A 22,446-nucleotide genomic window follows, 5' to 3' on the forward strand; every position below is an offset into this window, starting at 1 on the left:
TATGTTTTTAGGTTTCATTTATGTTGTTGACGCAATGGCTATTAGTGGCAATATTTGCCTCTACCCTGATCGGGCTTGTTTGCTGGCCAAATAAGCCCGAACGTGTTTTTGCTAGCACCACGCTAGTGTGCTTGGCGGCATCATTTGTTAGCAGTGAGGAGATACTCATCAACGCGGTAAATCCGGGTTTGGTGACATTATTACTGCTAGTTTTATGCTCATTTGCTTATGAGCGCACCAGTATTTTACGGCGCTTATCCGCGTTAATGTTGCATGGTAAAGCACGCAGCGCTAGTGTGCGTACTTTAGTTTTTACTGCGTTAAGCTCTGCCATTATTAGCAATACCGCAGTGGTGGCGACCCTCATTTCAGTAGTGAAAAAAAACACGGTTATTAACCCAGGTCGACTATTATTACCTTTGTCATTTGCGGCAATATTGGGTGGCACGCTAACCTTAATTGGTACCTCAACTAATTTAATTGTTAATTCACTTTGGCTTGAACAAGGGCAAGTTAGCTTAGGCTTTTTTGATTTTACTTTAGTGGGTGGCGCAGCATTGGTTACCTGTTTAATAATTATTTTGCTGCGTCAAAACACCTTAGCAAAAACAGAAAATCAACGCTTGGCCGTTGACCAATATTTACTGGAAGCGGAAGTAAAAGCACAGTCAAAACTGGTGGGTAAAAGTATTGAAGAAAATGGCTTGCGTAATTTAGATGCGTTATTTTTAGCCGAACTAGTACGCGATGGTCGGCTGATCTCGCCCGTTACGCCAGATGAAATTATTCACGCAAATGACCGGCTTATTTTTACCGGCGATATCAGCAAAGTGTTAATTCTTCAGCAGTTTGACGGTTTGGTATTGTTTGCTGAGCAAGACGGTTTACTGCGTGATAACTTAACTGAAGTGCTGATTAAGCCTGACTCAGCGATTGTGGGTGAAACATTAAAGTCGGCTGGTTTTCGTGCACGATTTGATGCGGCGGTTGTAGCTGTGCGTCGCGAAGGTGCCTCGCTTTCCGGTAAGCTTGGTGATATCAAAATTCAAGCGGGTGACTTTTTAGTGCTTGCGGTTGGCTCGGACTTTTGTGCTCGCACTAATTTATCGAAAAACTTTTATATTTTGTCTGGGCACACCCCTGACAACATGCTGTCGGGCTGGCGCGATGGCTTAGCGATATTTGGTTTTATTATTGCCATTGCCATCAGCATGTTGAGCAGCATTAGTTTATTGTCGAGTTTGCTGTTTTATTTAGCCTTATTAATGTTTAGTGGTTGCTTATCTGTCAATGAAATTAAACGTCGGTTTCCGATAGAAATATGGTTAATTGTTTTAGGCGCGTTAACCTTAGCGCAAGCGTTTGAAAACAGTGGAGTTGCTGCTATTTTTGCCGGTGAAATTGAGCACGCCTTAGCCGGACAAAGCGCCATATTGGCTTTAGTGGTGATATTTTTTATTACCTTATTGTTAACTGAAGTGATCACCAATAGTGCTGCCGCCGCGTTAGCGTTTCCGGTTGCCTATAATATTGCTATTGGCTTAGGAGTAAGCCCCTTACCATTAGTTATGGCGGTTGTATTTGGTGCCAGTGGTAGCTTTATTAGTCCTTATGGTTACCAAACTAATATTATGGTGTTTAATGCGGGTAATTATAAAATTGCCGATTTTATTAAATTTGGTTGGCCAGTAACGGTTGCCTACAGCGTGGTAGTGCTCACCATGATACCTTGGGTTTTTCCGTTTTAAGATATGAATATAGTTACAAGCTACAAGCTATCAGGGAAAACAAGTGCCACACTGAGTTTTTTAGGTTTTAACTTACCGCTTAAAACTGACAGCTTACCGCTATGAATTTAGCTATGTTTTTAAATTTAGGAGTTATATGAAAACTGAAAATACGGTTTGGCATAATCAACATGTGAGTAAAGCGCAACGTGCTGAGTTAAAGCAGCAAAAAGCTTGCTTATTATGGTACACAGGCTTAAGTGGCTCGGGTAAGTCTACTATTGCCAATGCGGTAGACGCACTGCTGTTTGCTAATCAACATCACAGTTATCTGCTTGATGGCGATAATGTTCGCCATGGTTTAAATGGCGACTTAGGCTTTAGCGATCAAGATCGGGTGGAAAATATTCGCCGCATCAGCGAAGTGGCACAATTATTTGTTGATGCTGGTTTAATCGTCTCTACTGCATTTATTTCGCCTTTTCGGCAAGACCGAGCGTTAGCCGCAAGTAAGTTATCTGCCGGCGAGTTTATTGAGGTTTTTATTGATACCCCGATTGAAGTTTGTGAGCAGCGTGATCCGAAAGGCTTATATAAAAAAGCTCGCGCCGGCGAAATTAAAGATTTTACCGGCATCGACTCCAGCTACGAAGCACCAGAAAACCCGCAAATACAGATAAAAACTGCCGACCAAAGTATTGAGCAATGTGCACAACAAGTTGTTGATTACTTGATAGAACATGGGATTATTGCAGCGAAAAAGCTTTAATAAAGTGATAATTTTCAGTTTGTAGGGAGCGACTTTAGTCGCTACAGAAATTTTACAGGGAGGAAGGCAGGAGCAGAGAATAAGGTATTTTATTTAAAAAGCACTTTTGTGTTTTCTCTTTTAGTCCTCCTTGTATTCTCCCTGTGAGATGTTGTTGTTGTTGTTGTTGTTGTTTTTACAGAGAGAAAAGCAGGAGCCGAGAAGGAGGTTTAGTAAGTTAAATAGCTTTATTTGTTCCCCTTTCGTCCTCTGTGTTTTCTTCCTATGAGAAGTATTTTTTTAGGGGCAGCCTTAGTCCATCAGGCTTTAAGGCACTATTAATTTTATGGCAGCCTTGTGGTTGTCGGACTAAAGTCCGACCTACAAAAATAGTTTCCTAGCTCGATATTATCGCTTGTTGGCGTTATGCAGGCTTATGTAGGTTGGACTTCAGTCCATCAGATAGATTCTCTGTAGGTTGGGCTGTAGTCTCTACAGAAATTTTACAGGGAGGAAATCAGGAGCAGAGAAGGAGGTCTAGTAAGTTAAGTTGCTTTTGTGTTTTCTCTTTTAGTCCTCTTTATTCTCTCCCTGTGAGATGTTGTTGTTATTTTTACAGGGAGGAAAGCAGGAGCAGAGAAGGAGGTTTAAAAAGCTAAATTGCTGATTTTTTTTCCTTTGGTCCTCTTTGTTTTCTTCCTATGAAAAATTAATTGTTTTTGTAGGCTGGACTTCAGTCGCTTTTTATTGACCGCTTTATTTAAAGGATATTTTTATGCATTTTGATGTGTTTAACGGTGATGCCGACGGTATTATTGCTCTGTTGCAATTACGCTTGGCTGACCCTAAAACCTCTACCTTAATCACGGGTGTAAAGCGTGATATTCAATTATTGCAACAAGTGCCGGTTGAACAAGCAAGTTCGGTGACTGTGCTTGATATTTCGATGGAAAAAAACATTGCGCCACTAGAGCAATTGTTGGCGCGTGAAGTGGAGGTGTTTTATGTGGATCATCATCGTGCTGGCGATATTCCAAGCTCACAATATTTAAACGCTATTATTGATACTGACGCCAATACTTGCACCAGTTTATTGATAAATCAGCATTTATCGGGCAAGTACGAGCTTTGGGCAATTGTTGCTGCCTATGGCGATAACATGCTAGTTGCCGGCGATGCATTGGCAAAGGCGCAAGGGTTATCAGCGCAACAGCAAGCCCAATTGAAAGCGTTGGGAATTTATATTAATTATAATGGTTACGGCCGCTCGGTAGATGACTTGCATATTGCGCCGACCAAGCTGTTTAACAGCTTACTCAACTACCCTGATCCATTTGAGCTAATTAATCAGCCCGACTCTATTTTTGCCACGTTAGATCAAGCCTATGAAGCCGATATGGCGCAGGCTAACAATGCTCCCGTATTGCACGAGAGTGATGTGCTACAAGTGATAGTGCTCGAAAATGCCCCTTGGTCAAGGCGAGTCAGTGGTGTATTTGGTAATGAGCTTGCTAATCGTTCGCCAAATAAAGCACACGCAGTATTAACCTTAAACTCTGATAATAGTTACTTAGTTAGCTTGCGGGCACCATTAAACAACAAACAAGGTGCGGGTAATTTATGCGCCCAGTTTGACACTGGTGGCGGTCGAGCAGCGGCGGCAGGCATTAATGCACTCGCCAAAGAAAAGCTTGGTAACTTTATTGCGTTAGTGTCAGAATATTATCAATAGTTATAAACCAAGTTGTTGGCAGTGTTACTGCCGCCTATTTTATATTGTTAAGGATTGTTTAAATGAGTTTGTTGATCACTGGTGGTACGGGTTTTATCGGTAGCCATACTGTTGTGGAATTATTAGCCTTAGATAAAGACATTGTTATTGTTGATAACTTGTCAAATTCTTCCACCTTAGTATTGGATCGTATCAAGCAAATTACTGGCAAATCAGTAACTTTTATTGAAGCCGATATTTGTGATCATCAAGCCATGAGTGACGTATTTCAGCAGCATAATATTGACGCTGTAGTGCATTTTGCCGGCTTAAAAGCGGTTGGCGAATCAAGCACTATTCCGCTAAGTTACTATCATAATAATGTCTCGGGATCGGTGACCTTATTGCAAGTGATGGCAGAGCATGGTGTTAAAAATTTAGTGTTTAGCTCTTCTGCTACGGTTTATGGCGAAAACAACCCCGCACCACTTGATGAAACTATGCCAACCTCAGCCACCAATCCCTATGGTCAAACGAAATTGATGATTGAAAATATTTTGTTTGATTTAGCGAAAAGTGATGCCGAATGGTCAATTGCCTGTTTACGCTACTTTAACCCCATTGGAGCCCATGAGTCGGGCTTAATCGGTGAAAACCCGAATGGTATCCCTAATAATTTATTGCCGTATGTGTCGCAAGTTGCTGTTGGCCGGTTAGCGCAATTACAAATATTTGGTGATGATTATCCAACGCCAGATGGCACTGGGGTGCGCGACTATATTCATGTGGTAGATTTAGCCCAAGGTCATGTGAAAGCGCTAGAAAAACTTAATGAAATTAATGGCTGTGTGCCAATTAATTTAGGTACAGGTAAGGGCACCTCAGTATTAGAAATTGTAAACACCTTTAAAGCCATTTCAGGACAAGAAATTCCTTATAAAATTGTACCTCGACGTGCTGGCGATATTGCCACGGTTTATGCTGATAGTCGTGTGGCTAACACTCTGCTAGATTGGCACGCCGAACGTGATTTAAACGCGATGATCAAAGATACATGGCGTTGGCAATCACAAAACCCTAACGGCTTTGAGTAATAACGTCTTAATAGTGGTTATGAAAAAAACCTAATACAGTGTATTAGGTTTTTTATTTTAAAGGTCGGGTGTTTTGTTGCTGGGTTAGCGCTGGGTTTTAATAGTTTGCGGTTGCTTGTTCGTCAGCCCAAGCTATCGCTTCATTGTAGTGCCTGATAACGTGCTCTTTCTCTAAGCCTAGCTTTTGCATAACAGCAGCCGTTTTAGACCACTCAGCGTGTTCAATAAACTCTAATAATATAATTAGCGCGGCTAATATTCCTTTGCGGGTTAAAAGGGTGTCTTTGATTTCTTGTGCTAATGGCAGTTTGGCCAAAATGCTGGCTAGGTCTTCATCGACAATGGCGTCAATTAACGATAATAACCCAGTTAAAAAGGCGATAGAGCTATCAATTGGTTTAGTTACTTCGCTAGACATTAATTCACAAAATTTTGCTCTAGCCATCGCAGTGTTAATAAGCTCAGACGGCTTTTCGGGATTAATGTTTGCTGCAAACATTAATCCTAAGAAACGTTTCAATTCAGCAGAGCCTAAAGTCACTAACGCTTGTTTTATGGTTGATATTTCATTGCGGCGTTTAAAAATTGCCGAATTGGCGTAACGTAATAGTTTATATGACAAGGTGACATCACGTTCAAATACTGAGGTGATGCTGGCTAGATCGAGCTCTTTTTGTGAAGTTTCATAAAGTAACTCAGCCATGGCAATTTGTGACGGTGACAGGCTTTTAGTTTTCACCATTTCGGGTTTGGCGAAAAAGAAGCCTTGAAATAATTCAAAACCAAGTTCGACCGCTTGATTATATTCGTCGTAAGTTTCTACTTTTTCGGCTAAAAGTTTAATATGTGGAAAGTCAGCAATAGCCAATTTTACGGCTTTGATGGTGTCGATTGTGGTATCTTGCCAATCAACTTTAATGATATGTATAAAGGGGTAAAAATGTCGCCAAACCGGTTGATGAATGTAGTCGTCTAAGGCGATGGTGTAGCCTTTTTCATTTAAGTCTTTACAAATGGCTAATAACCTTTTACCCGGTTTTATGGTTTCTAATACTTCCACTACCACTTCTTCAGTAGTGAGGGTTTCTGGATAACCTTGCACTAATGTTTCTAGGGTAAAGTTAATAAAAGCCGACTTATTGCCGGTAAACTCACTAATGCCAAGGTTGAAGTTACTCGCTTCAATCATTTTGGTTGTTGCTTCGTCAGCATCGACATCAGGAAAAACATTGATTATGCTATCGCGAAACAGCAATTCATAGGCAAAGAGCTTTTTTTCTTTATCTAGTATTGGTTGCCTAGCCGCGTAAAAGTACATAAATTTTTCCTAAACGTTCTTATTTATAGCCGATAATTTTTTATTTTAATTGTTTCAAACAGCAAAGCAACATCAGTGTTCACTTTGTTATTTATAACACAAATAAATTAAAATACTCACGAAAAACATGGTAATGCGAGATTAAGTGCGCATAATATTCTTGTTTAAGTACAAATAGTTATTTTAATGTAGATTATTTGAGCAAATGTCAGGTCAGGAGACTTAGTTTTTTTTATGTTAAGCTGTCTGGCAAAAATTATATTTGGAGGTTGAATGGCTGTTGGAACGATGATTTCATTAGCACTATATTTTTTAGTTATGTTAGCAATAGGCTTGTATGCTTATCGAAAATCAACCAGTGATGTGTCTGGTTTTATGTTGGGAGGGCGCAGTTTAGGCCCAGGTGTTACGGCGCTTTCCGCTGGCGCTTCTGATATGAGTGGATGGATGCTAATGGGAGTACCTGGATTAATGTACGCCGTTGGCTTAAGCAGTATTTGGATTTCATTAGGGTTAATTTTAGGAGCGTATTTAAATTACTTGATTGTAGCGCCAAGGTTAAGAACCTATACTGAGCTCGCAAATGATTCGATAACCTTGCCTGATTTTTTTGAAAATCGCTTTGCTGATAGCTCACATGCTCTTCGTATTACCTCATCTGTTGTTATTATTCTATTTTTTACCTTATACACTTCCTCTGGCATTGTTGCCGGTGGCAAACTTTTTGAAAGCTCTTTTGGTTTAAGTTATGAGGCAGGTTTATATATTACCGCCGGTGTTGTTGTGCTTTATACGCTTTTTGGTGGTTTTTTAGCTGTAAGCCTGACTGATTTTGTGCAAGGTTGTATTATGTTTATCGCCTTAGTTTTGGTACCCATAGTTACCATTAGCAGCGTTGGTGGCACGACAGCTATGGTTGATAATATTGCGCAGATTAACCCCGAATATCTGAATGTGTTTAGTGATATTGGTATCGTTGCGATTATATCTGCATTGGCATGGGGCTTGGGCTATTTTGGGCAGCCGCATATCATTGTTAGGTTTATGGCGATTCGTTCTGTTGCAGATATACCTAAGGCGAGAAGAATTGGCATGAGTTGGATGATTGTTGCACTTGTTGGCGCAATGGCCACCGGTTTTGCCGGCATTGCCTATGTTGCTGAAACTGGTATGCCGTTAGAAGACTCAGAAACGATTTTCATTTTATTAGGGCAAGTATTGTTTCACCCATTAATTGGTGGCTTTTTATTAGCAGCGATTTTAGCGGCGATTATGAGTACTATTTCTTCCCAACTATTAGTGACCTCGAGCTCGTTAACCGGTGACTTTTATCAAGCATTTTTAAATAAAGATGCCAGTGAGAAACAATTAGTATTAGTTGGACGTTTATCGGTAGCGGCGGTTGCTTTGGTAGCTATTACATTGGCTTATGATCGTGATAGCTCAATTTTAACTTTGGTGAGTAATGCCTGGGCAGGTTTTGGTGCCGCCTTTGGTCCTATTGTGATCATGAGTTTGTATTGGAAGCAAATGAATCGTCATGGCGCCTTAGCTGGTATGATAACCGGAGCGTTAACTGTGTTAGTGTGGATTTATGCGCCAATTACCATTAATGGTCAATCATTAAGTGCTGTGATGTATGAAATTGTACCTGGCTTCGTTATGGCAAGTATCGCCATTGTAGTGGTGAGCCGTTTAACGGCAAAAACACAACCAGAGCTAGAAGCGGTATTTGAGCAAGTTAACAGTAAGCATAGTTAAGAAAGAAGTAGTTTGAAGCTATCAGTAAAACAAGTACCATGTGGATGGTTTTAAGGTTTTGCTGATAGCTTTTAACTTACAGCTGCTAGCGGTGTTTTTGATTAAATTGACCAACTAATGTTTTGATTCAAACGCTCTTGCCACAGGTTAATAGGCTCTTGTTTATCACCAACGACAATAACGTTAGATTGTTTAAAGTGCAGTGAGCGACCTTGTAATTTGTCATCAGAAAACTGGGCTACAAATTTAATGTCTTCATTATTGGGTAAAACAAATACATTGACTGGACTGGTTTTACCTTGAAATACTAGGTGCAAGCTTTTGTTGCCGTCAAAGCGACAATAATCAGCAAACAGCAACTTGCCAAAGGCTTTGGCAAAACGACCATTAAATACTGCCATTTTCTCGTTTAAACTTGCTAAAGAAATTGCTGCTTCGCTTTGGTTTGAAAAATATTCCGCCTCATGATTAACATGGGCGATGGCATAATCTCCAAGGTTTTTGTAGGTACTGGAAAATAGCATTATATTAATCATTAAGCCCATAACTATGGCTACAGAAGCTGCCATGGCTAAGTGCATACGGGTTTTACTTTTTTGCTGCTGATGACTGGCAAAAGTTTGGCGTAACATTAATTTATTCACCAGTTCACTAGGAACGTTAATATTTAATGCTTGGGCAATGTCATCATCAAGTGCGGTAACATCTTGAGTAAATTTTTTGTTAACCGGATCCTGCTTGATTTTGGCATTGATGGCATCGTCGCGATGATTAGGATCTGCTAATATACTACGTCTAAATTGCAAATCATCCATTGTCTAAACCTCTTAACTTCGGCTCGTTGTCTACGGCCTCTTTCAATTGATTGCGGGCACGAAATAATCGTGTCATAACTGTGTTTTTATTTAATGACAACATGTCGGCAATTTCTTCACCACTAAAACCACCAATTACTTGTAGTACCAAGGGTTCACGATACTCGGCAGGTAGCTGGGCTATTTTTTCACGCAACCAGTGATTTTCGATATGCTGTTCATTGCTAGCGGCTTTTACATCGGTAATATTAGCTTCTTCATATTCGCTCATCTCAAAACGCTTACGCTCAAAACGTCGGGCGTTTTCTCTGCGTAAAATGGTAATTAACCATGACTTAGCGGCTTTTTCGTCTTTCAACGAGTCAAGTGCGCGCCAGGCACGTAAAAATGTTTCTTGCACTAGGTCTTCAGCTATGTGTTTATCGTGGCATAACCAGTAGCTATATCGATATAAATCAGCATGTAAGGCTTTAACGAGTGCTTCGTATCTAACTTGTTTTGTCGCCATGTTGTAACAGACCTGAGGCTGTGGGTTTTAATTTCGCCATAATTGATATTTATTGACTATAGCGTGATCGTGGCTGAAATGGCGAAGAAATTGGCTTTAACTTTGAGGCTAATGATTGCTTATTTTTTCTCTTTTAGTCCTCTTTGTTTTCAACCTGTGAAAAATTTATTGTTGTTTTTGTAGGGAGCGACTTTAGTCGCTACAGCAATTTTACAAGGAGGAAAGAAGGAGAAGGGAATGAGGCATATTAATCACTTTTTCTCCCTGTGATAAATATTTTGTTGTTTTTTAGGGGCAATTTTAGTCCATCAGGTAGCTTCGATGTAGGTTGGACTTTAGTCCATCAGGTTTAAAGCAGCATTAACTTTATGGCTGCCTTGCGGTTGTCGGACTCAAGTCCGACCTACAAAAAATAGTTGCCTAGCTCGAAATTATCGCTTGTTGGCGCTATGTAGGTTTTATGTAGGTTTTATGTAGGTTCTGTGTAGGTTGGACTTCAGTCCATCAGGTTTAAAACAGCATTAATTTTATGGCTGCCTTGCGGTTGTCGGACTCAAGTCCGACCTACAAAAATAGTTGCCTAGCTCGAAATTATCGCTTGTTGGCGCTATGTAGGTTTTGTGTAGGTTTTATGTAGGTTGGACTTTAGTTCATCAGCTAGCTTCGATGTAGGTTGGACTTCAGTCCATCAGGTTTAAAGCAGCATTAACTTTATGGCTGCCTTGCGGTTGTCGGACTCAAGTCCGACCTACAAAAATAGTTGCCTAGCTCGAAATTATCGCTTGTTGGCGCTATGTAGGTTTTATGTAGGTTGGACTTTAGTTGCTACAGCAATTTTACAGGGAGCAAAGCAGGAGAAGGAAATGAGTGGTTTTTAATTTAACAGCACTTTATTTTTTCTCTTTTAGCCCTCTTTGTTTTTTCCCTGTGGATGGCATGGTTAATTTTACAGGGAGCAAAGCAGGAGAAGAGAATGAGGTTTCTTCGCTTGCTCCCTGTGCGCTATTTATTCGCTCTACAATTTGTTAAGGGTTGAGGGTAATAGTCGTATTAACGGCTTTGCTGCGGTTAGTTTTGTTCACAGCTTGTATCGCATTGAGTAGGTTGTTGCCTGACCATTGGCTAGGGGCTTTACCGTAATGACTTTGCTGTAATTCAATAATGGCTGCTGACAGTGCTTGATCGTTAAAATGAGCATGTAATGAGTCGAGCGTGGTTAGTGCGTCGTTGTGGGCATTCGCTGATGTCTGTGAGCGCGCCCAGGGTAGAAGTGCAGCTAATGCTGCTTGGCCATTATTTTGTTTACAAGCCGCCATGAGGTCAAGATGAGCAGTATTGGTTTTATCGCCGCTGGGCTTAACTGTTTTTGCGCGCGTAAACGGGCGTTTTGCAGAAATAAACCAGGCTAATGACGTTAGTAGCCATAAGCTTAAAAACAGCCATTGCCAAACACTGTTTTTTGTAACCGTAACGGTTTGCACCGGCACTGGGGTTGGAGTAGTTATTGGGGTGGTATTAGCGGCTGGCATAGCGGGTGCAGGCGCTAAATCTGGGTTTGGCAAAATAGTGATTTTTTCTGCTGCAATGATCGCCACCTGCGCTTGATTAGTCACTGTATTCCACCATGGAATGCGAATTTCCGGCAGGTAAAAGTCGCCAGCTTTACTCGCCACTATGGCAAAGTTAACCACTTTTTGGCTGACCAAGCGCTCGTTGTTTAATCCGGTATGTAGCTCAGCTTGATCTGGGTAGACTTTCAGACCTGCAGGAACCTGCATACTTATCTCTGGTAATTGTTCTTCAGATAAGCCGGCAGCGGTTAAAGTGATGGTACGAGTCATAGGCTCACCCACTTTAAATTGTTTTGGCTCAGGTTGCCACTCTTGATGCACGGCGACTAACTCACTAGGTAGCCAAGGCCCAGAAATCTGTGTGGGGATTGCTTTTACGCTGAGGGGAATATCATCTCCGACAATGCTAACCGGTTTCGTCTCAGCGAAACTTAAAAAGTTGGAGCGACGTGATGACGGCATAATGATTTCACCGGAAAATACCGGCGATTTTAGTATCACTTCACCGCTTTGTTGCGGGCTAATGGCATAAACGCGCTCGATAATGCGATAGCGTTTTCCGTTGATAATGTTTTCAGACTCTTTGTCTTTGCCCACTTGTAAAATGTTGGCACCTGCTAGGCTAGGTTCGGTTAAGCTGCCACGTTTTAGCTCGGCGGAAAAATGTAATTTTACCTTTAAGGTGATTTGTTGCTGCACATAAATTTCTGTGTCAGAGACTTCGGAAGTAATAAATAAATCTTGCTGGCTTGAAGCAGGTACTTTACTGGCTGGTATGGCGGTAATGGTTATTGGCTGCGTTGTCATGCCGGCAATATTAAAGGCTGGAATGACCCAGTCACCGGGTTTACGGGCAATTAAGACGGTAGTCCAAGTGGTGCTGCGTGTGGTATTAAAGTTTACCATGCTGGTTTGTGAGCTAACCGAAGTGCGACCGACAATAAAGTCCGTTAACAGCGCTGAGGTGTCGAGGGCGTTGCTGTCGACATCGTCATCTGCCGTGACGGTGAGGATCAGTGATTCGTTAACCACTACCGGGTTTTTATCGACACTCGCCGTTACTTTGCTTAAGGCATAACTATTGAGAGAGATTAAAATAGTCAACAAAGATATGATTACTCTTACCACTTTTTCTTTACTCCTACATTTCGGCGATCTTGATGACGTTTTTGGTACTCTAACTGCATTTTGTTGCGCAGCAATAAATAGGGGTCATCGGTAACTTTATTGAGCAACTGTTGATGTTTTTGTTCGGTTTCTTTATCTAGTTGTTTTGCCTGCGCTTGTGCTGCAGCGCTCGCTTGCTCTTGCTCGCCTTCAACATCTTGTTTTGGCTTGGCCTGCTGTTCCGCTTGTGCTGGTTGCTTGTCTTCTGCTGATGCTTGCTCAGTTGGTTGCTCGTTATCTGCTTGCTCGGCGCTGTTATTTTCTTGGCTTTGCTGTGGTGAGTCTTGCCCGGCAGAATCTTGTTGTTGCTGGTTAGGCTGGCTGTCACTAGCTTGGCTTTGATTTTCGCTATTTGGGCTTTCACTGTCTTGACTGTCGCCACTTTGCTCGCCATTTTGTTGCTGATCTTGCTGATCTTGCTGCTCTTGATTGTCTTGCTGTTGTTGCTCATCGCCTGAGTTTTGCTGTTGGTTCTCTTGTTGTTGTTTAAGTTGCTCTAGTAAGTCTTTATTGGTTTTTGCGTCGGTTAAGTTTGGATCGCGCGTTAATGCTTGCTGATAGGCGGCTATGGCTTCGTCGATTTTTTGCAGCTTGGCTAAGGCATTGCCTTGGTTGTACCATGCTTGCGCGCTATCGTGTTGTTTAAATGCCGACAATGCTTGTTGATAATCACCGGCTTTGTAATAGGCGCTGCCTTGCCATAGTGGGTCGTTAAATTTATCTGCCGCTTGCTGATAAGCTTGTTGATCAAAAAGGGTTTGCGCTTGCTGATCTTTAGTTTGCCACAGATCTTGCCAAATACTGGCTTGCACTTGTTGATTTGGCACTACCATGAAGACAAAAGGTAGCACTGCTAACAATGCTCCGCGTCGAAAATAAGGTAGTAACATCGCCAGTACTAACAGTAATAAATAGGGGCCAAACTCTTGCCATTGATCGCCAGTATTGTCACTGGCTTTGGTTTGCTCATCGCCCGGTTTGAATGGCTGGGCAGTCAGTTGCTCAATGTCTCTGTTGTCATGGCTTAATCTTGTATAGTTACCGCGACCGCGCTTGGCTAAACCGCGCAAGGCTTGCTCGGTGAGCTTAGGCACAATAATGGCGCCATTATCATCTTTCATCAGCTCGCCATTAGGTAGGCTGATTGGCGCACCAGCGGTTGTTCCGATACCAAGAATATTTAGACGATAAGGGTATTTGCGCGACCACTGGGTGATATCTTGAATATCGATATTATCAACGCCGTCGGTAAACCAATATATATCGCCTTGGTTATGGCCAGCATTTATCAGCATATCATGCGCTAAACTTAATGCGGCAAAGGGATTACTGCCCAATACCGGCATAAGTTCAGGGCTTAATGAGGGTAATAACAATTTGATATTATTACTGTCATCCGTTAGTGGGCTAATGCTAAAGGCGTCGCCTGCATAAGCAATAAGACCAACTTCGCCGTCGGTAATGCTATCGAGTAGGTCAATGGCTTTATAGCGAGCGCGCGTTAGCCGGTTTGGCGCAACATCAGTGGCGTACATAGAGTACGACATGTCCATGATTAAGACTGAGCCTTTGGCAACTTGATACACTGGCTGTGGTAGCTTTTGCCAGCTAGGGCCAGCCATGGCAATGATACTTAGTAAACCGATAAAAAATGGTAATAGCAGCGACCTTGATTTTTCTGCTTGGTCATCGGTGACTAACACCTTGGCTAAATGTGTGGGTAATAACTGCTGCCAACCTGAGCGTTTTAAGCGCATTTTTTTGAGTAAAAATAGCATGAAAAATAACGCGATAATGGCTAATAACCAAAGCGGGCGAATAAAATGAAAGTCAGCCATATTACTGCTTAGCTCCCATTGTTTGTTGACTGAAGAAGTGACCATTAAGCAGGGCATTAGTCAACAAGGCAAGCAAGCTTATTAGCAATGCTAAGCCTAATGGCCAGTAAAATAATGCCGTTAATGGCCGCATTTTTTGCTGCTCTTGCGCAATAGGCTCAAGTTCGTCTAGTAGTTGATATATTTTACTCATATCTTCACTGGCGCGGGCGCGAAAATAATGCCCACCAGTTTCATCAGCGATACGCTGTAATGACTTTTCATCGAGATCGCTTGAAGGGTTCACTCGGCGGGCACCAAATAGCGAGTTTTGGATCATCACGTCGGCGCCAATACCGACAGTGTAAATGGTAATATCTTTTGCTACCGCTAACTCAAGTGCTTGCTCTGGGGTGATTTTGCCGGCGGTATTTTGCCCGTCGGTTAATAATAACAACACCCGATTAGACTCTTTTTTTTCATTAAAGCGTTTTACCGCCAGTGCAATGGCGTCGCCAATGGCAGTTTGTTTACCCACTAACCCTAACACGGTTTCGTCGAGCATTTGCTGTACGGTTTTTCGGTCAAAGGTCATGGGTGTTTGCATGTAGGCATCATCTGCAAATAAAATTAACCCTAATTTATCGCCACTGCGTCGCTCGATAAATTCACCTAAGAGGACTTTGAGCATGTCAAGGCGGTTAACACTGCGGCCATTAAGCGTCATATCTTCAACTTGCATACTGCCGGATAAGTCAACTGCTATCATCATCTCGCGACCTTTGGTAGGCACATTGACCGCATCACCCAGCCATTGAGGTTGCATGCTTGCCAGCACCAATAACAACCAGACTAAGCTTAATAGCCATAACGATGACTTTTGTTTTGCGGGTGCGAGCTTTTCAGCTTTTAGCCCTGAGATCAGTGTGGGCATTCTTAACGGTGCTGCCGGCGTTTGCTTTTTCGCCGGTAAAAAATAGACCAGTAGTGGCAATGGCAGGGCGATTAAAGCCCATAAAAAGTCAAAGTGGATCATGGTTTGACTCCTTGGTTTTTTACTGCGTGATTGAAGTCAGTGGCACTGTGCAGTTGCTTAATCATCTCTTGTTTTGGCGGCAAGGCATAACGCAGCCAATGTTGTGCTGCCTGATGCAAGCTAGGCTGATTTTGCCTTGGACTGTTGTTTTGGTAAATATGGGCAAATTCATCATCACACAATGTCAGAAATTTAGCTTGTTGTTTATCTGGCAAGCTTGCTGTTAAAAAGTTTTTAAACTTTTCACCACTTAACGGTGCAACTTGCTGACGTGGAAAATATTGTAATGCCGCCCATTTTAATAACCGTAATATCTGCTGATTATTGTCAGTGCTGGTGAGTTGTTTAAACGCTAACTTTTGGGTTTTACGTTGGCATTGATAACGGTATAGCTTACGCACGCCATAAATGAGCAAGGCAATAATAGCAATAGCCAGTAGCCACCAACCGGGTGCTAGTGGGTAATTAGGCACGGTTGCGGGTAGATGTATATCTTTTAATTGTGCTAACGGATCCATGAAGCTACCCCACGATGTAATTGAATTTCTAACGCTTCACTGGCGCAAAAATGTAATAAACGTGCGCCTGCTGTAGTTAATTTCTGTTCGAGTGCGTCAGTTAACTGCAGGGCTTGTTGGTGATATTTTTCGGCAAGAGCCTGATCCCCTAAGGTCAGTTGCTGACGTTGATGGCCATTAGTAACGCTAACCGTTATTTTTTCACTAGTTTCAGGCAGCTGCTGCTCTAGAGGATCGCTGAGTAAACATATCACTAGTTCACAATGTTGACTAATACGCGATAAGTGACGCACCGCGTCATCGGTTAAGCTATAAGCGTCGGTCAATAAGTACACTAGGCTACCCGGCTTTGCGATTTGACGTAAGCGGGTACAGTTTTGGCTAAAGGCCAGTTGTGCTTGTTGGTGATCAAGTGGGCTTTGACTAATCGCGACTGATGCCGCATGACATTGCACTAATGCATGTAAGTAGTGCAGAACGCCTTGTTGTCGACTGCGTGGTTTTAATTCTGTGTGTTGTTGTTGGTTGAAGACAACGCCACCGATACGATCGCCGCGAGATTTTGCGTGCCAAGCTACCAGTGCCGCCACATGCGCAGCTTGTACCGACTTAAACAATAACTGACTACCAAATAGCATATTGGTGCTTAAGTCGGTGGCGATCAGTACCGGGCGCTCAACTTCTTCACGAAACAGCTTGGTATGGGTTTTACCCGTGCGCGCCGTTACGCGCCAATCAATGGCGCGAATATCATCACCATTTTGATAATGTCGAACTTCGTCAAATTCCATGCCACGACCTTTGCTTCGGGCCAGATAATTGCCTGACATTTTCCCGCGTAAGCTTTTAGCCGCCGCCAAATTGATTAACGAACTCTTATTTTGATAGCGCATGAGTTCATCAATAGTTAGGCTAATGCCGTTACTTAACAGCTCATCTAGCACCTGCTGTGGGGTGCTTTGCTGATTTGAATTTTTTTGCTTAAACCACATAAGTTTATCTTGCGCCTAGGCGACCGCCACTAAGCTAAGAATATGGTCAAGTAGCTGATTACTACTGATACCTTCTGCTTCAGCTTGATAGGTCATTAATATGCGATGGCGTAAAACATTGTGAAATACTGCTTGTACGTCTTCTGGGCTAACAAAGTCGCGGTTATTTAACCAAGCTTTAGCGCGAGCACAGCGATCTAAGGCAATCGTAGCCCGAGGGCTAGCGCCATAAGCAAGCCACTGCTTTAACTTATCATCATATTTCTCAGGCTGTCGGGTCGCCATGATCAAATCAACGATGTAACTTTCTACCGCCGGTGCCATATGAATTTGCATAACTTGTTCACGAGCACTAAAAATATCCGCTTGGCTGATTTCTTCAACTAGGGGTTTGGCAGCTTGAATTGCTTCACCGCGATTAAGTTTTAAGATTGCTAACTCACTGGCAGCATCAGGGTAGTCAATTTCAACGTGCATTAAGAAACGATCAAGCTGAGCTTCAGGTAAAGGATATGTACCTTCTTGTTCAAGTGGGTTTTGCGTTGCCATCACTAAAAATAATTCAGGCAAAGGGTAGGTATTGCGTCCAACGGTGATTTGACCTTCCGCCATAGCCTCTAATAGTGCTGATTGCACTTTCGCTGGCGCTCGGTTGATTTCATCCGCTAGTACTAAGTTACGAAATAACGGCCCTGGTTGAAAAACAAAGCTACCGTCTTCTGGTCGATAGATATCGGTACCGGTTAAATCTGCGGGTAGTAGATCTGGGGTAAATTGCACGCGATGAAAGTCTGCTTCAATGCCTTGCGCTAAGGCATTGACTGCACGCGTTTTTGCTAAACCCGGAGGACCTTCTACAATAAGGTGACCATTAGCTAAAAGTGCAATCAGTAGATTTTCAACCAGCGCATGCTGGCCAATAATTTGTGCAGATAAATGTTCTTTTAAAGAGGAAAAGTGTTCAATAGCCATAATTAATCGTTCTTATTGATTATAAAAATATTTGTCAGCATCTCTGACCCATAAATTGATATAAGGTTCAGCTTTTAAAAAACAACCATCAATAAAAAATAGTCAACTTGAACCCCGGATTTTGATGATGGTTTCGATTGTTTATTTTTAAACATTGTATTTTTTCTATATATGGTTAGAATTATCTTAAATCCAAAGAGGTCTGACCTCTGGGCCGTTGCAACAAGATGGAAATAAAAATGACAAAATCAAAATTAGTAACAGGCAGTGGTGAACGTATCGCGATAGTCGCGGGGTTACGCACACCGTTCGCAAAACAAGCGACTGCATTTCATGGCGTTCCTGCCGTGGATCTTGGCAAAATTGTTGTTAATGAATTATTAAAAAAACATGATGTTGACCCCAAAATTATTGACCAGTTAGTATTCGGCCAAGTGGTGCAAATGCCAGAAGCGCCCAACATTGCGCGCGAAATTGTGTTAGGCACTGGCATGAATGTGCATACCGATGCCTACAGTGTATCGCGCGCTTGTGCGACAAGCTTCCAGTCGACAGTGAATGTTGCTGAGTCTATTATGGCAGGTATGGTAGATGTGGGTGTTGCTGGCGGCGCCGATTCTTCATCTGTTGCGCCTATCGGCGTTTCGAAAAAGTTTGCGCGTACTTTATTGGACTTAAGTAAGACTAAAACGCTTGCTGCCAAAATAGCGCTAATTCGTCAGCTTAAATTTAAAGATATTTTACCTGTACCACCAGCAGTTGCAGAGTACTCGACCGGTTTATCTATGGGACAAACCGCTGAGCAGATGGCTAAAACTCATGGTATTAGCCGCGCAGATCAAGATGCATTGGCGCATAGGTCGCACACCCTAGCAAGTCAAAGCTGGCAAGAAGGTAAGCTTGACGGTGAAGTCATGACCGCGCATAGCGAGCCGTATAAGTCGTTTATTTCGAAAGATAACTGTATTCGTGATCATTCAGAGTTAGCCAGTTACGCAAAATTACGGCCGGTATTTGATCGTAAACATGGCACAGTAACTGCCGCTACTAGTACACCGTTAACCGATGGCGCCTCCGCTGTGTTGATGATGCGTGAAGGCCGAGCAAAAGAGCTAGGTTACAAGCCATTAGGTTATATTCGCAGCTTCGGTTTTGCTGCCATAGATGTTTGGCAAGATATGCTTATGGGGCCAAGCTTTGCCACCCCAATCGCCTTAAAGCGAGCAGGCATGAACTTAGCCGATTTAGACTTAATAGAAATGCACGAAGCATTTGCCGCTCAAGCGCTAGCTAATATGAAAATGTTTGGCAGTGATAAATTTGCTCGTACACACCTTGGACAAGATAAAGCCATTGGTGAAATAGACATGGACAAGTTCAATGTGATGGGGGGCTCGCTTGCTTATGGGCATCCTTTTGCGGCGACAGGCACACGCTTGATCGTACAAACATTAAATGAATTGAATCGTCGTGGTGGTGGCACAGGTTTAACAACCGCGTGTGCAGCAGGTGGTTTAGGTGCAGCTATGATAGTGGAGACAGACTAATGACTGAAGTAGTAACTAATACAGCACAGGAACAAGAAAAGACCTTTAGTTTACAGCGTCAAGAAAGTGGCGTAGCGCATTTAGTCATGGATGTGAAAACTGACTCTATGAATACGCTAAAAGCTGAATTTGCCGATGAAATCGCGCAAGTGTTAAAAGAAATTCGTCAAGATGATGCCATAGTCGGTCTCGTGCTTGTTAGCGGTAAAGCGGACTCTTTTGTCGCTGGTGCTGATGTTCATATGTTGGCTAACTGCAACTCAGCTGCGGAAGCGACTGCTTTATCTCGACAAGGGCAAATGATCTTTGATCAGCTTGAGAACTTAACAATACCTGTTGTTGCCGCAGTGCATGGCGCCTGTTTAGGTGGGGGTCTAGAGTTAGCGATGGCTTGTCATGCCATTGTTTGTAGTGATAGTTCAAAAACCACATTAGGTTTGCCTGAAGTGCAATTGGGTTTGCTGCCAGGGGGCGGCGGTACGCAACGTTTACCTAAACGTGTTGGCCTGCAAAAAGCGTTAGACATGATGCTAACGGGTAAGCAGTTACGCGCCAAACAAGCGTTAAAAGCGGGTTTGGTAACGGATGTGGTACCAAATAGCATACTAGTAGCAACGGCCGAAAAATTAGCGTTATCAGGTAAGGTTAAGCCTAAAGCCCGCAAAGTGAGTTTGATGGCGAAGTTACTTGAAGGCAACAGTATAGGGCGTAGCATTTTATTTACTCAAGCTACCAAGGCGGTATTAAGCCAAACTAAAGGCAACTATCCGGCACCATTGAAAATTATTGATTGTGTGCGTGCTGGTGTTGAACAAGCGCCATCAAAAGGTTACCAAGTTGAGGCTGATCATTTTGGTCAATTGGTGATGAGTGATGTTTCAGCACAGCTTCGTCAGGTATTTTTTGCCACCACAGATATGAAAAAAGAGCAGGGTGTTGAAGGTGTTGTGCCAGAAAAAATCAACAATGTTGCGGTTTTAGGTGGCGGTTTAATGGGCGGAGGCATTGCCTTTGTTACGGCAACCAAAGCTAAGCTACCGGTGCGTATAAAAGATATTTCTCATCAAGGTATCAGCGCTGCGATGAAATATGGCTATGATATTTTGCATAAAAAGGTTAAACGTCGTTTTATGCGCCATAGCGAAATGCAAAGTCAGTTAGCCTTGATCACAGGCACTACTGAGTATCAAGGTTTCAAGCAAGCAGACATGGTGGTTGAAGCGGTATTTGAAGATTTAGCGTTAAAACAAAATATGGTGTTAGAGATTGAAAGCCATTGCCAAGAGCAAACCATTTTTGCCAGTAATACTTCGAGCTTACCGATAGGTAAAATCGCCGAAAAAGCCTTACGACCAGAAAATGTTATTGGTTTGCATTACTTTTCGCCCGTGGACAAAATGCCGTTAGTTGAAATTATTCCCCATGAAAAAACCTCAGATCAAACCATTTCAACCACAGTGGCGTTTGCGAAAAAACAGGGTAAAACGCCAATTGTTGTAAAAGATAAAGCTGGGTTTTATGTTAATCGTATTTTAGCGCCTTATATGAATGAAGCGGCGATATTATTACTTGAAGGGTGCTCAATTGAGGCCTTGGATAAAGCCATGGTGAACTTTGGTTTCCCAGTGGGACCAATGCAATTACTTGATGAAGTTGGTATTGATATTGGCGCTAAAATTGGTCCGATCTTGCAAGCTGATTTAGGAGAGCGTTTTGCGCCACCTGCAGCATTTGCTAAGTTGATTGATGACGGTCGCTTAGGGAAAAAGAATCAAAAAGGCTTTTATCAATATAAGAGCAAAAGTAAGAAAAAACTGGTCGACGAAAGTGTGTACGGTGTACTAGGGCTAACGGTAAGTAATACTTCGGTGACAGAGGCTCAGGTTGAGCGTTGTATTTATATGATGCTAAATGAGGCAGCACGCTGCTTAGATGAAGATATTATACGCAACGCTCGTGACGGTGATATAGGTGCAATTTTTGGTATTGGCTTCCCGCCGTTTCTCGGTGGCCCGTTCCAGTACATGGATAAAATTGGCGCCGCGACCTTGGTCAGTAAATTGACACAATGGCAAGCCGAGTTTGGTGAGCGATTTACACCGGCTGACGTATTGATAAAAATGGCTGAACATGGCGAGAGTTTTTATAATGCTTAATTAGTAGCGGATGTATGCTGCCAATAATGCGGCAATGTTTGACAACTTAAGGGGCAATTTATTGCCTCTTTTTTATACTTAAAATGCGCTTTTTTTAGCAATATTCTTTTGAATATTTACTCTAATGTTGTTAATATGCGCGCGATTGGTCAATTTCATTTATCGCGAGTAGTGCATGGTTTTATTACTAGTAGTAGCCCTAAGTGTTGTATTTTCTATGTTTTTCTATTGTCAGGCCATTAGTAGTGGCTTAGGTGCTAAACGATGGGCAACGGCGGGATTAATGTTTGGGCCATTTGTTTGGCCAATGTTTTGTATGAAAAAACGAGTGAAGCAATATCAACGTTTCGGTTTTGAATGTTTATTGTTTTCAGCTTGAGTGTGATCACTGCTTGAAACAATAACGCTAACATCCCTGTAGCGCAGCGTCCTATACTCATGATTAGCAGCTTGATGCTAATTGAGCTTAATTCCACCAAGTGCTGGCCGGCATTTCTTTAATTTCTATGCTCGCGGCAATGGCATTTTCTGCTTTTTCAGTCGCAAAGAAAGCTTTAAGTAAATTAATCATAAACCCTCCTAGATGCGCACTTGATTTCGTTTCGTACCAATGCGAACTTGATTTCGTTTAGTGCCAACTTCTTCTACATTTAATTCTTGGTTATTAATTCTTACTTGGTTTCGTTTAGTGCCAATACGTACTTGATTACGCTTAGTACCAACTTCTTCTACATTTAGTTCGTGAATGTTGATTCTTACTTGATTACGTTTAGTACCAATACGTACTTGATTGCGTTTAGTGCCCGCTACCTCAACATTAACTTCATTGGCGTTAGTAACTGCTGGTGTACCTGACATTGCTAAAGATAGAATTATTGAACTAAGCATGGTGTTTCCTTTTTTGTATTATTATGAAAAATTCAATCTTATATAAGCGAGAACCATGCCAAAAGTTACAGGCCTTATTTTATAAGGTCTGTAACTGTGT

At 42.3% G+C, this 22,446-nt stretch carries 18 protein-coding genes; 8 read left to right on the forward strand and 10 right to left on the reverse strand.

Translation table 11 applies throughout. The features are described 5' to 3' along the window. Positions 1 to 20: 20 nt before the first annotated feature. The 4 genes from B6K83_RS01460 to galE all read left to right on the forward strand — a co-directional run bounded on the left by B6K83_RS01460 (position 21) and on the right by galE (position 5,280). Positions 21 to 1,748: an SLC13 family permease gene (locus B6K83_RS01460; protein ID WP_085282523.1), complete on the forward strand. Its 1,728-nt coding sequence runs from the start codon at positions 21 to 23 to the stop codon at positions 1,746 to 1,748. A gap of 136 nt (positions 1,749 to 1,884) precedes the next feature. Continuing rightward, positions 1,885 to 2,496, forward strand: a complete 612-nt coding sequence (gene cysC / locus B6K83_RS01465) for an adenylyl-sulfate kinase (protein WP_085282525.1) — start codon at positions 1,885 to 1,887, stop codon at positions 2,494 to 2,496. 754 nt (positions 2,497 to 3,250) lie between these two features. Then, on the forward strand, positions 3,251 to 4,207 hold the full coding sequence (locus B6K83_RS01470; RefSeq protein WP_085282527.1) for a DHHA1 domain-containing protein: 957 nt from the start codon (positions 3,251 to 3,253) through the stop codon (positions 4,205 to 4,207). A gap of 62 nt (positions 4,208 to 4,269) precedes the next feature. Next, positions 4,270 to 5,280: a UDP-glucose 4-epimerase GalE gene (galE, locus tag B6K83_RS01475; RefSeq protein WP_085282529.1), complete on the forward strand. Its 1,011-nt coding sequence runs from the start codon at positions 4,270 to 4,272 to the stop codon at positions 5,278 to 5,280. 97 nt (positions 5,281 to 5,377) lie between these two features. On the opposite strand, the gene B6K83_RS01480 is transcribed toward galE, so the two are convergent. Beyond that, positions 5,378 to 6,598 (reverse strand): EAL and HDOD domain-containing protein, encoded by a 1,221-nt coding sequence (locus tag B6K83_RS01480; protein WP_085282531.1) that lies wholly within the window; start codon positions 6,596 to 6,598, stop codon positions 5,378 to 5,380. Between the two features lie 273 nt (positions 6,599 to 6,871). Between B6K83_RS01480 and putP the strand changes: the two genes are divergently transcribed. Next, the gene (gene putP, locus B6K83_RS01485; RefSeq protein ID WP_085282533.1) at positions 6,872 to 8,359 is read left to right on the forward strand and encodes a sodium/proline symporter PutP; all 1,488 of its coding nucleotides are present in this window, start codon (positions 6,872 to 6,874) and stop codon (positions 8,357 to 8,359) included. A gap of 101 nt (positions 8,360 to 8,460) precedes the next feature. On the opposite strand, the gene B6K83_RS01490 is transcribed toward putP, so the two are convergent. After that, entirely contained in the window at positions 8,461 to 9,174 is a 714-nt protein-coding gene (locus B6K83_RS01490) for a DUF3379 family protein (RefSeq protein ID WP_085282535.1), read from the reverse strand. Further along, a complete protein-coding gene (locus tag B6K83_RS01495; protein WP_085282537.1) occupies positions 9,167 to 9,682 on the reverse strand; it encodes a sigma-70 family RNA polymerase sigma factor in 516 nt (171 codons plus the stop codon). The genes B6K83_RS01490 and B6K83_RS01495 overlap by 8 nt, the downstream gene beginning before the upstream one ends. 867 nt (positions 9,683 to 10,549) lie before the next feature. Between B6K83_RS01495 and B6K83_RS18280 the strand changes: the two genes are divergently transcribed. Then, on the forward strand, positions 10,550 to 10,711 hold the full coding sequence (locus B6K83_RS18280) for a hypothetical protein (RefSeq protein ID WP_158088304.1): 162 nt from the start codon (positions 10,550 to 10,552) through the stop codon (positions 10,709 to 10,711). Here the strand turns inward: B6K83_RS18280 and B6K83_RS01500 are convergent. From B6K83_RS01500 to B6K83_RS01525, 6 genes are read right to left on the reverse strand one after another with little or no spacing between them, the layout of a single operon-like run. Next, on the reverse strand, positions 10,708 to 12,381 hold the full coding sequence (locus B6K83_RS01500; RefSeq protein ID WP_092251221.1) for a BatD family protein: 1,674 nt from the start codon (positions 12,379 to 12,381) through the stop codon (positions 10,708 to 10,710). The genes B6K83_RS18280 and B6K83_RS01500 overlap by 4 nt on opposite strands. Then, the gene (locus B6K83_RS01505; protein WP_158088305.1) at positions 12,375 to 14,258 is read right to left on the reverse strand and encodes a vWA domain-containing protein; all 1,884 of its coding nucleotides are present in this window, start codon (positions 14,256 to 14,258) and stop codon (positions 12,375 to 12,377) included. Before B6K83_RS01505 ends, B6K83_RS01500 begins: the two co-directional genes overlap by 7 nt. A 1-nt stretch (position 14,259) precedes the next feature. Then, positions 14,260 to 15,273, reverse strand: a complete 1,014-nt coding sequence (locus B6K83_RS01510; protein WP_085282541.1) for a vWA domain-containing protein — start codon at positions 15,271 to 15,273, stop codon at positions 14,260 to 14,262. After that, complete coding sequence (locus tag B6K83_RS01515) at positions 15,270 to 15,791, reverse strand: DUF4381 domain-containing protein (protein ID WP_085282543.1); 522 nt, start codon at positions 15,789 to 15,791, stop codon at positions 15,270 to 15,272. The genes B6K83_RS01510 and B6K83_RS01515 overlap by 4 nt, the downstream gene beginning before the upstream one ends. Beyond that, the gene (locus tag B6K83_RS01520; RefSeq protein ID WP_085282545.1) at positions 15,779 to 16,783 is read right to left on the reverse strand and encodes a DUF58 domain-containing protein; all 1,005 of its coding nucleotides are present in this window, start codon (positions 16,781 to 16,783) and stop codon (positions 15,779 to 15,781) included. Before B6K83_RS01520 ends, B6K83_RS01515 begins: the two co-directional genes overlap by 13 nt. Before the next feature lie 15 nt (positions 16,784 to 16,798). Next, a complete protein-coding gene (locus tag B6K83_RS01525) occupies positions 16,799 to 17,755 on the reverse strand; it encodes an AAA family ATPase (protein ID WP_085282547.1) in 957 nt (318 codons plus the stop codon). 239 nt (positions 17,756 to 17,994) lie between these two features. On the opposite strand from B6K83_RS01525, the gene fadI reads away from it, so the two are divergent. Both fadI and fadJ read left to right on the forward strand, forming a co-directional pair. Next, positions 17,995 to 19,302 (forward strand): acetyl-CoA C-acyltransferase FadI, encoded by a 1,308-nt coding sequence (fadI, locus tag B6K83_RS01530; RefSeq protein ID WP_085282549.1) that lies wholly within the window; start codon positions 17,995 to 17,997, stop codon positions 19,300 to 19,302. Continuing rightward, positions 19,302 to 21,458 carry a fatty acid oxidation complex subunit alpha FadJ gene (gene fadJ, locus B6K83_RS01535; RefSeq protein WP_085282551.1) on the forward strand — a complete coding sequence of 719 codons (2,157 nt, stop codon included), beginning with the start codon at positions 19,302 to 19,304 and terminating at the stop codon, positions 21,456 to 21,458. The genes fadI and fadJ overlap by 1 nt, the downstream gene beginning before the upstream one ends. 579 nt (positions 21,459 to 22,037) lie before the next feature. On the opposite strand, the gene B6K83_RS01540 is transcribed toward fadJ, so the two are convergent. Then, complete coding sequence (locus B6K83_RS01540) at positions 22,038 to 22,346, reverse strand: hypothetical protein (RefSeq protein WP_085282553.1); 309 nt, start codon at positions 22,344 to 22,346, stop codon at positions 22,038 to 22,040. Between the last annotated feature and the right edge of the window lie 100 nt (positions 22,347 to 22,446).

It is taken from the genome of Colwellia chukchiensis (assembly GCF_002104455.1).
Taxonomy (GTDB): domain Bacteria; phylum Pseudomonadota; class Gammaproteobacteria; order Enterobacterales; family Alteromonadaceae; genus Cognaticolwellia; species Cognaticolwellia chukchiensis.

Coding starts and splice junctions, on each gene's coding strand:
- B6K83_RS01460 (WP_085282523.1), top strand. CDS start 21: ATGTTGTTGACGCAATGGCTATTAGTGGCAATATTTGCCTCTACCCTG.
- cysC (WP_085282525.1), top strand. CDS start 1,885: ATGAAAACTGAAAATACGGTTTGGCATAATCAACATGTGAGTAAAGCG.
- B6K83_RS01470 (WP_085282527.1), top strand. CDS start 3,251: ATGCATTTTGATGTGTTTAACGGTGATGCCGACGGTATTATTGCTCTG.
- galE (WP_085282529.1), top strand. CDS start 4,270: ATGAGTTTGTTGATCACTGGTGGTACGGGTTTTATCGGTAGCCATACT.
- B6K83_RS01480 (WP_085282531.1), bottom strand. CDS start 6,598: ATGTACTTTTACGCGGCTAGGCAACCAATACTAGATAAAGAAAAAAAG.
- putP (WP_085282533.1), top strand. CDS start 6,872: ATGGCTGTTGGAACGATGATTTCATTAGCACTATATTTTTTAGTTATG.
- B6K83_RS01490 (WP_085282535.1), bottom strand. CDS start 9,174: ATGGATGATTTGCAATTTAGACGTAGTATATTAGCAGATCCTAATCAT.
- B6K83_RS01495 (WP_085282537.1), bottom strand. CDS start 9,682: ATGGCGACAAAACAAGTTAGATACGAAGCACTCGTTAAAGCCTTACAT.
- B6K83_RS01505 (WP_158088305.1), bottom strand. CDS start 14,258: ATGGCTGACTTTCATTTTATTCGCCCGCTTTGGTTATTAGCCATTATC.
- B6K83_RS01510 (WP_085282541.1), bottom strand. CDS start 15,273: ATGATCCACTTTGACTTTTTATGGGCTTTAATCGCCCTGCCATTGCCA.
- B6K83_RS01515 (WP_085282543.1), bottom strand. CDS start 15,791: ATGGATCCGTTAGCACAATTAAAAGATATACATCTACCCGCAACCGTG.
- B6K83_RS01520 (WP_085282545.1), bottom strand. CDS start 16,783: ATGTGGTTTAAGCAAAAAAATTCAAATCAGCAAAGCACCCCACAGCAG.
- B6K83_RS01525 (WP_085282547.1), bottom strand. CDS start 17,755: ATGGCTATTGAACACTTTTCCTCTTTAAAAGAACATTTATCTGCACAA.
- fadI (WP_085282549.1), top strand. CDS start 17,995: ATGACAAAATCAAAATTAGTAACAGGCAGTGGTGAACGTATCGCGATA.
- fadJ (WP_085282551.1), top strand. CDS start 19,302: ATGACTGAAGTAGTAACTAATACAGCACAGGAACAAGAAAAGACCTTT.
- B6K83_RS01540 (WP_085282553.1), bottom strand. CDS start 22,346: ATGCTTAGTTCAATAATTCTATCTTTAGCAATGTCAGGTACACCAGCA.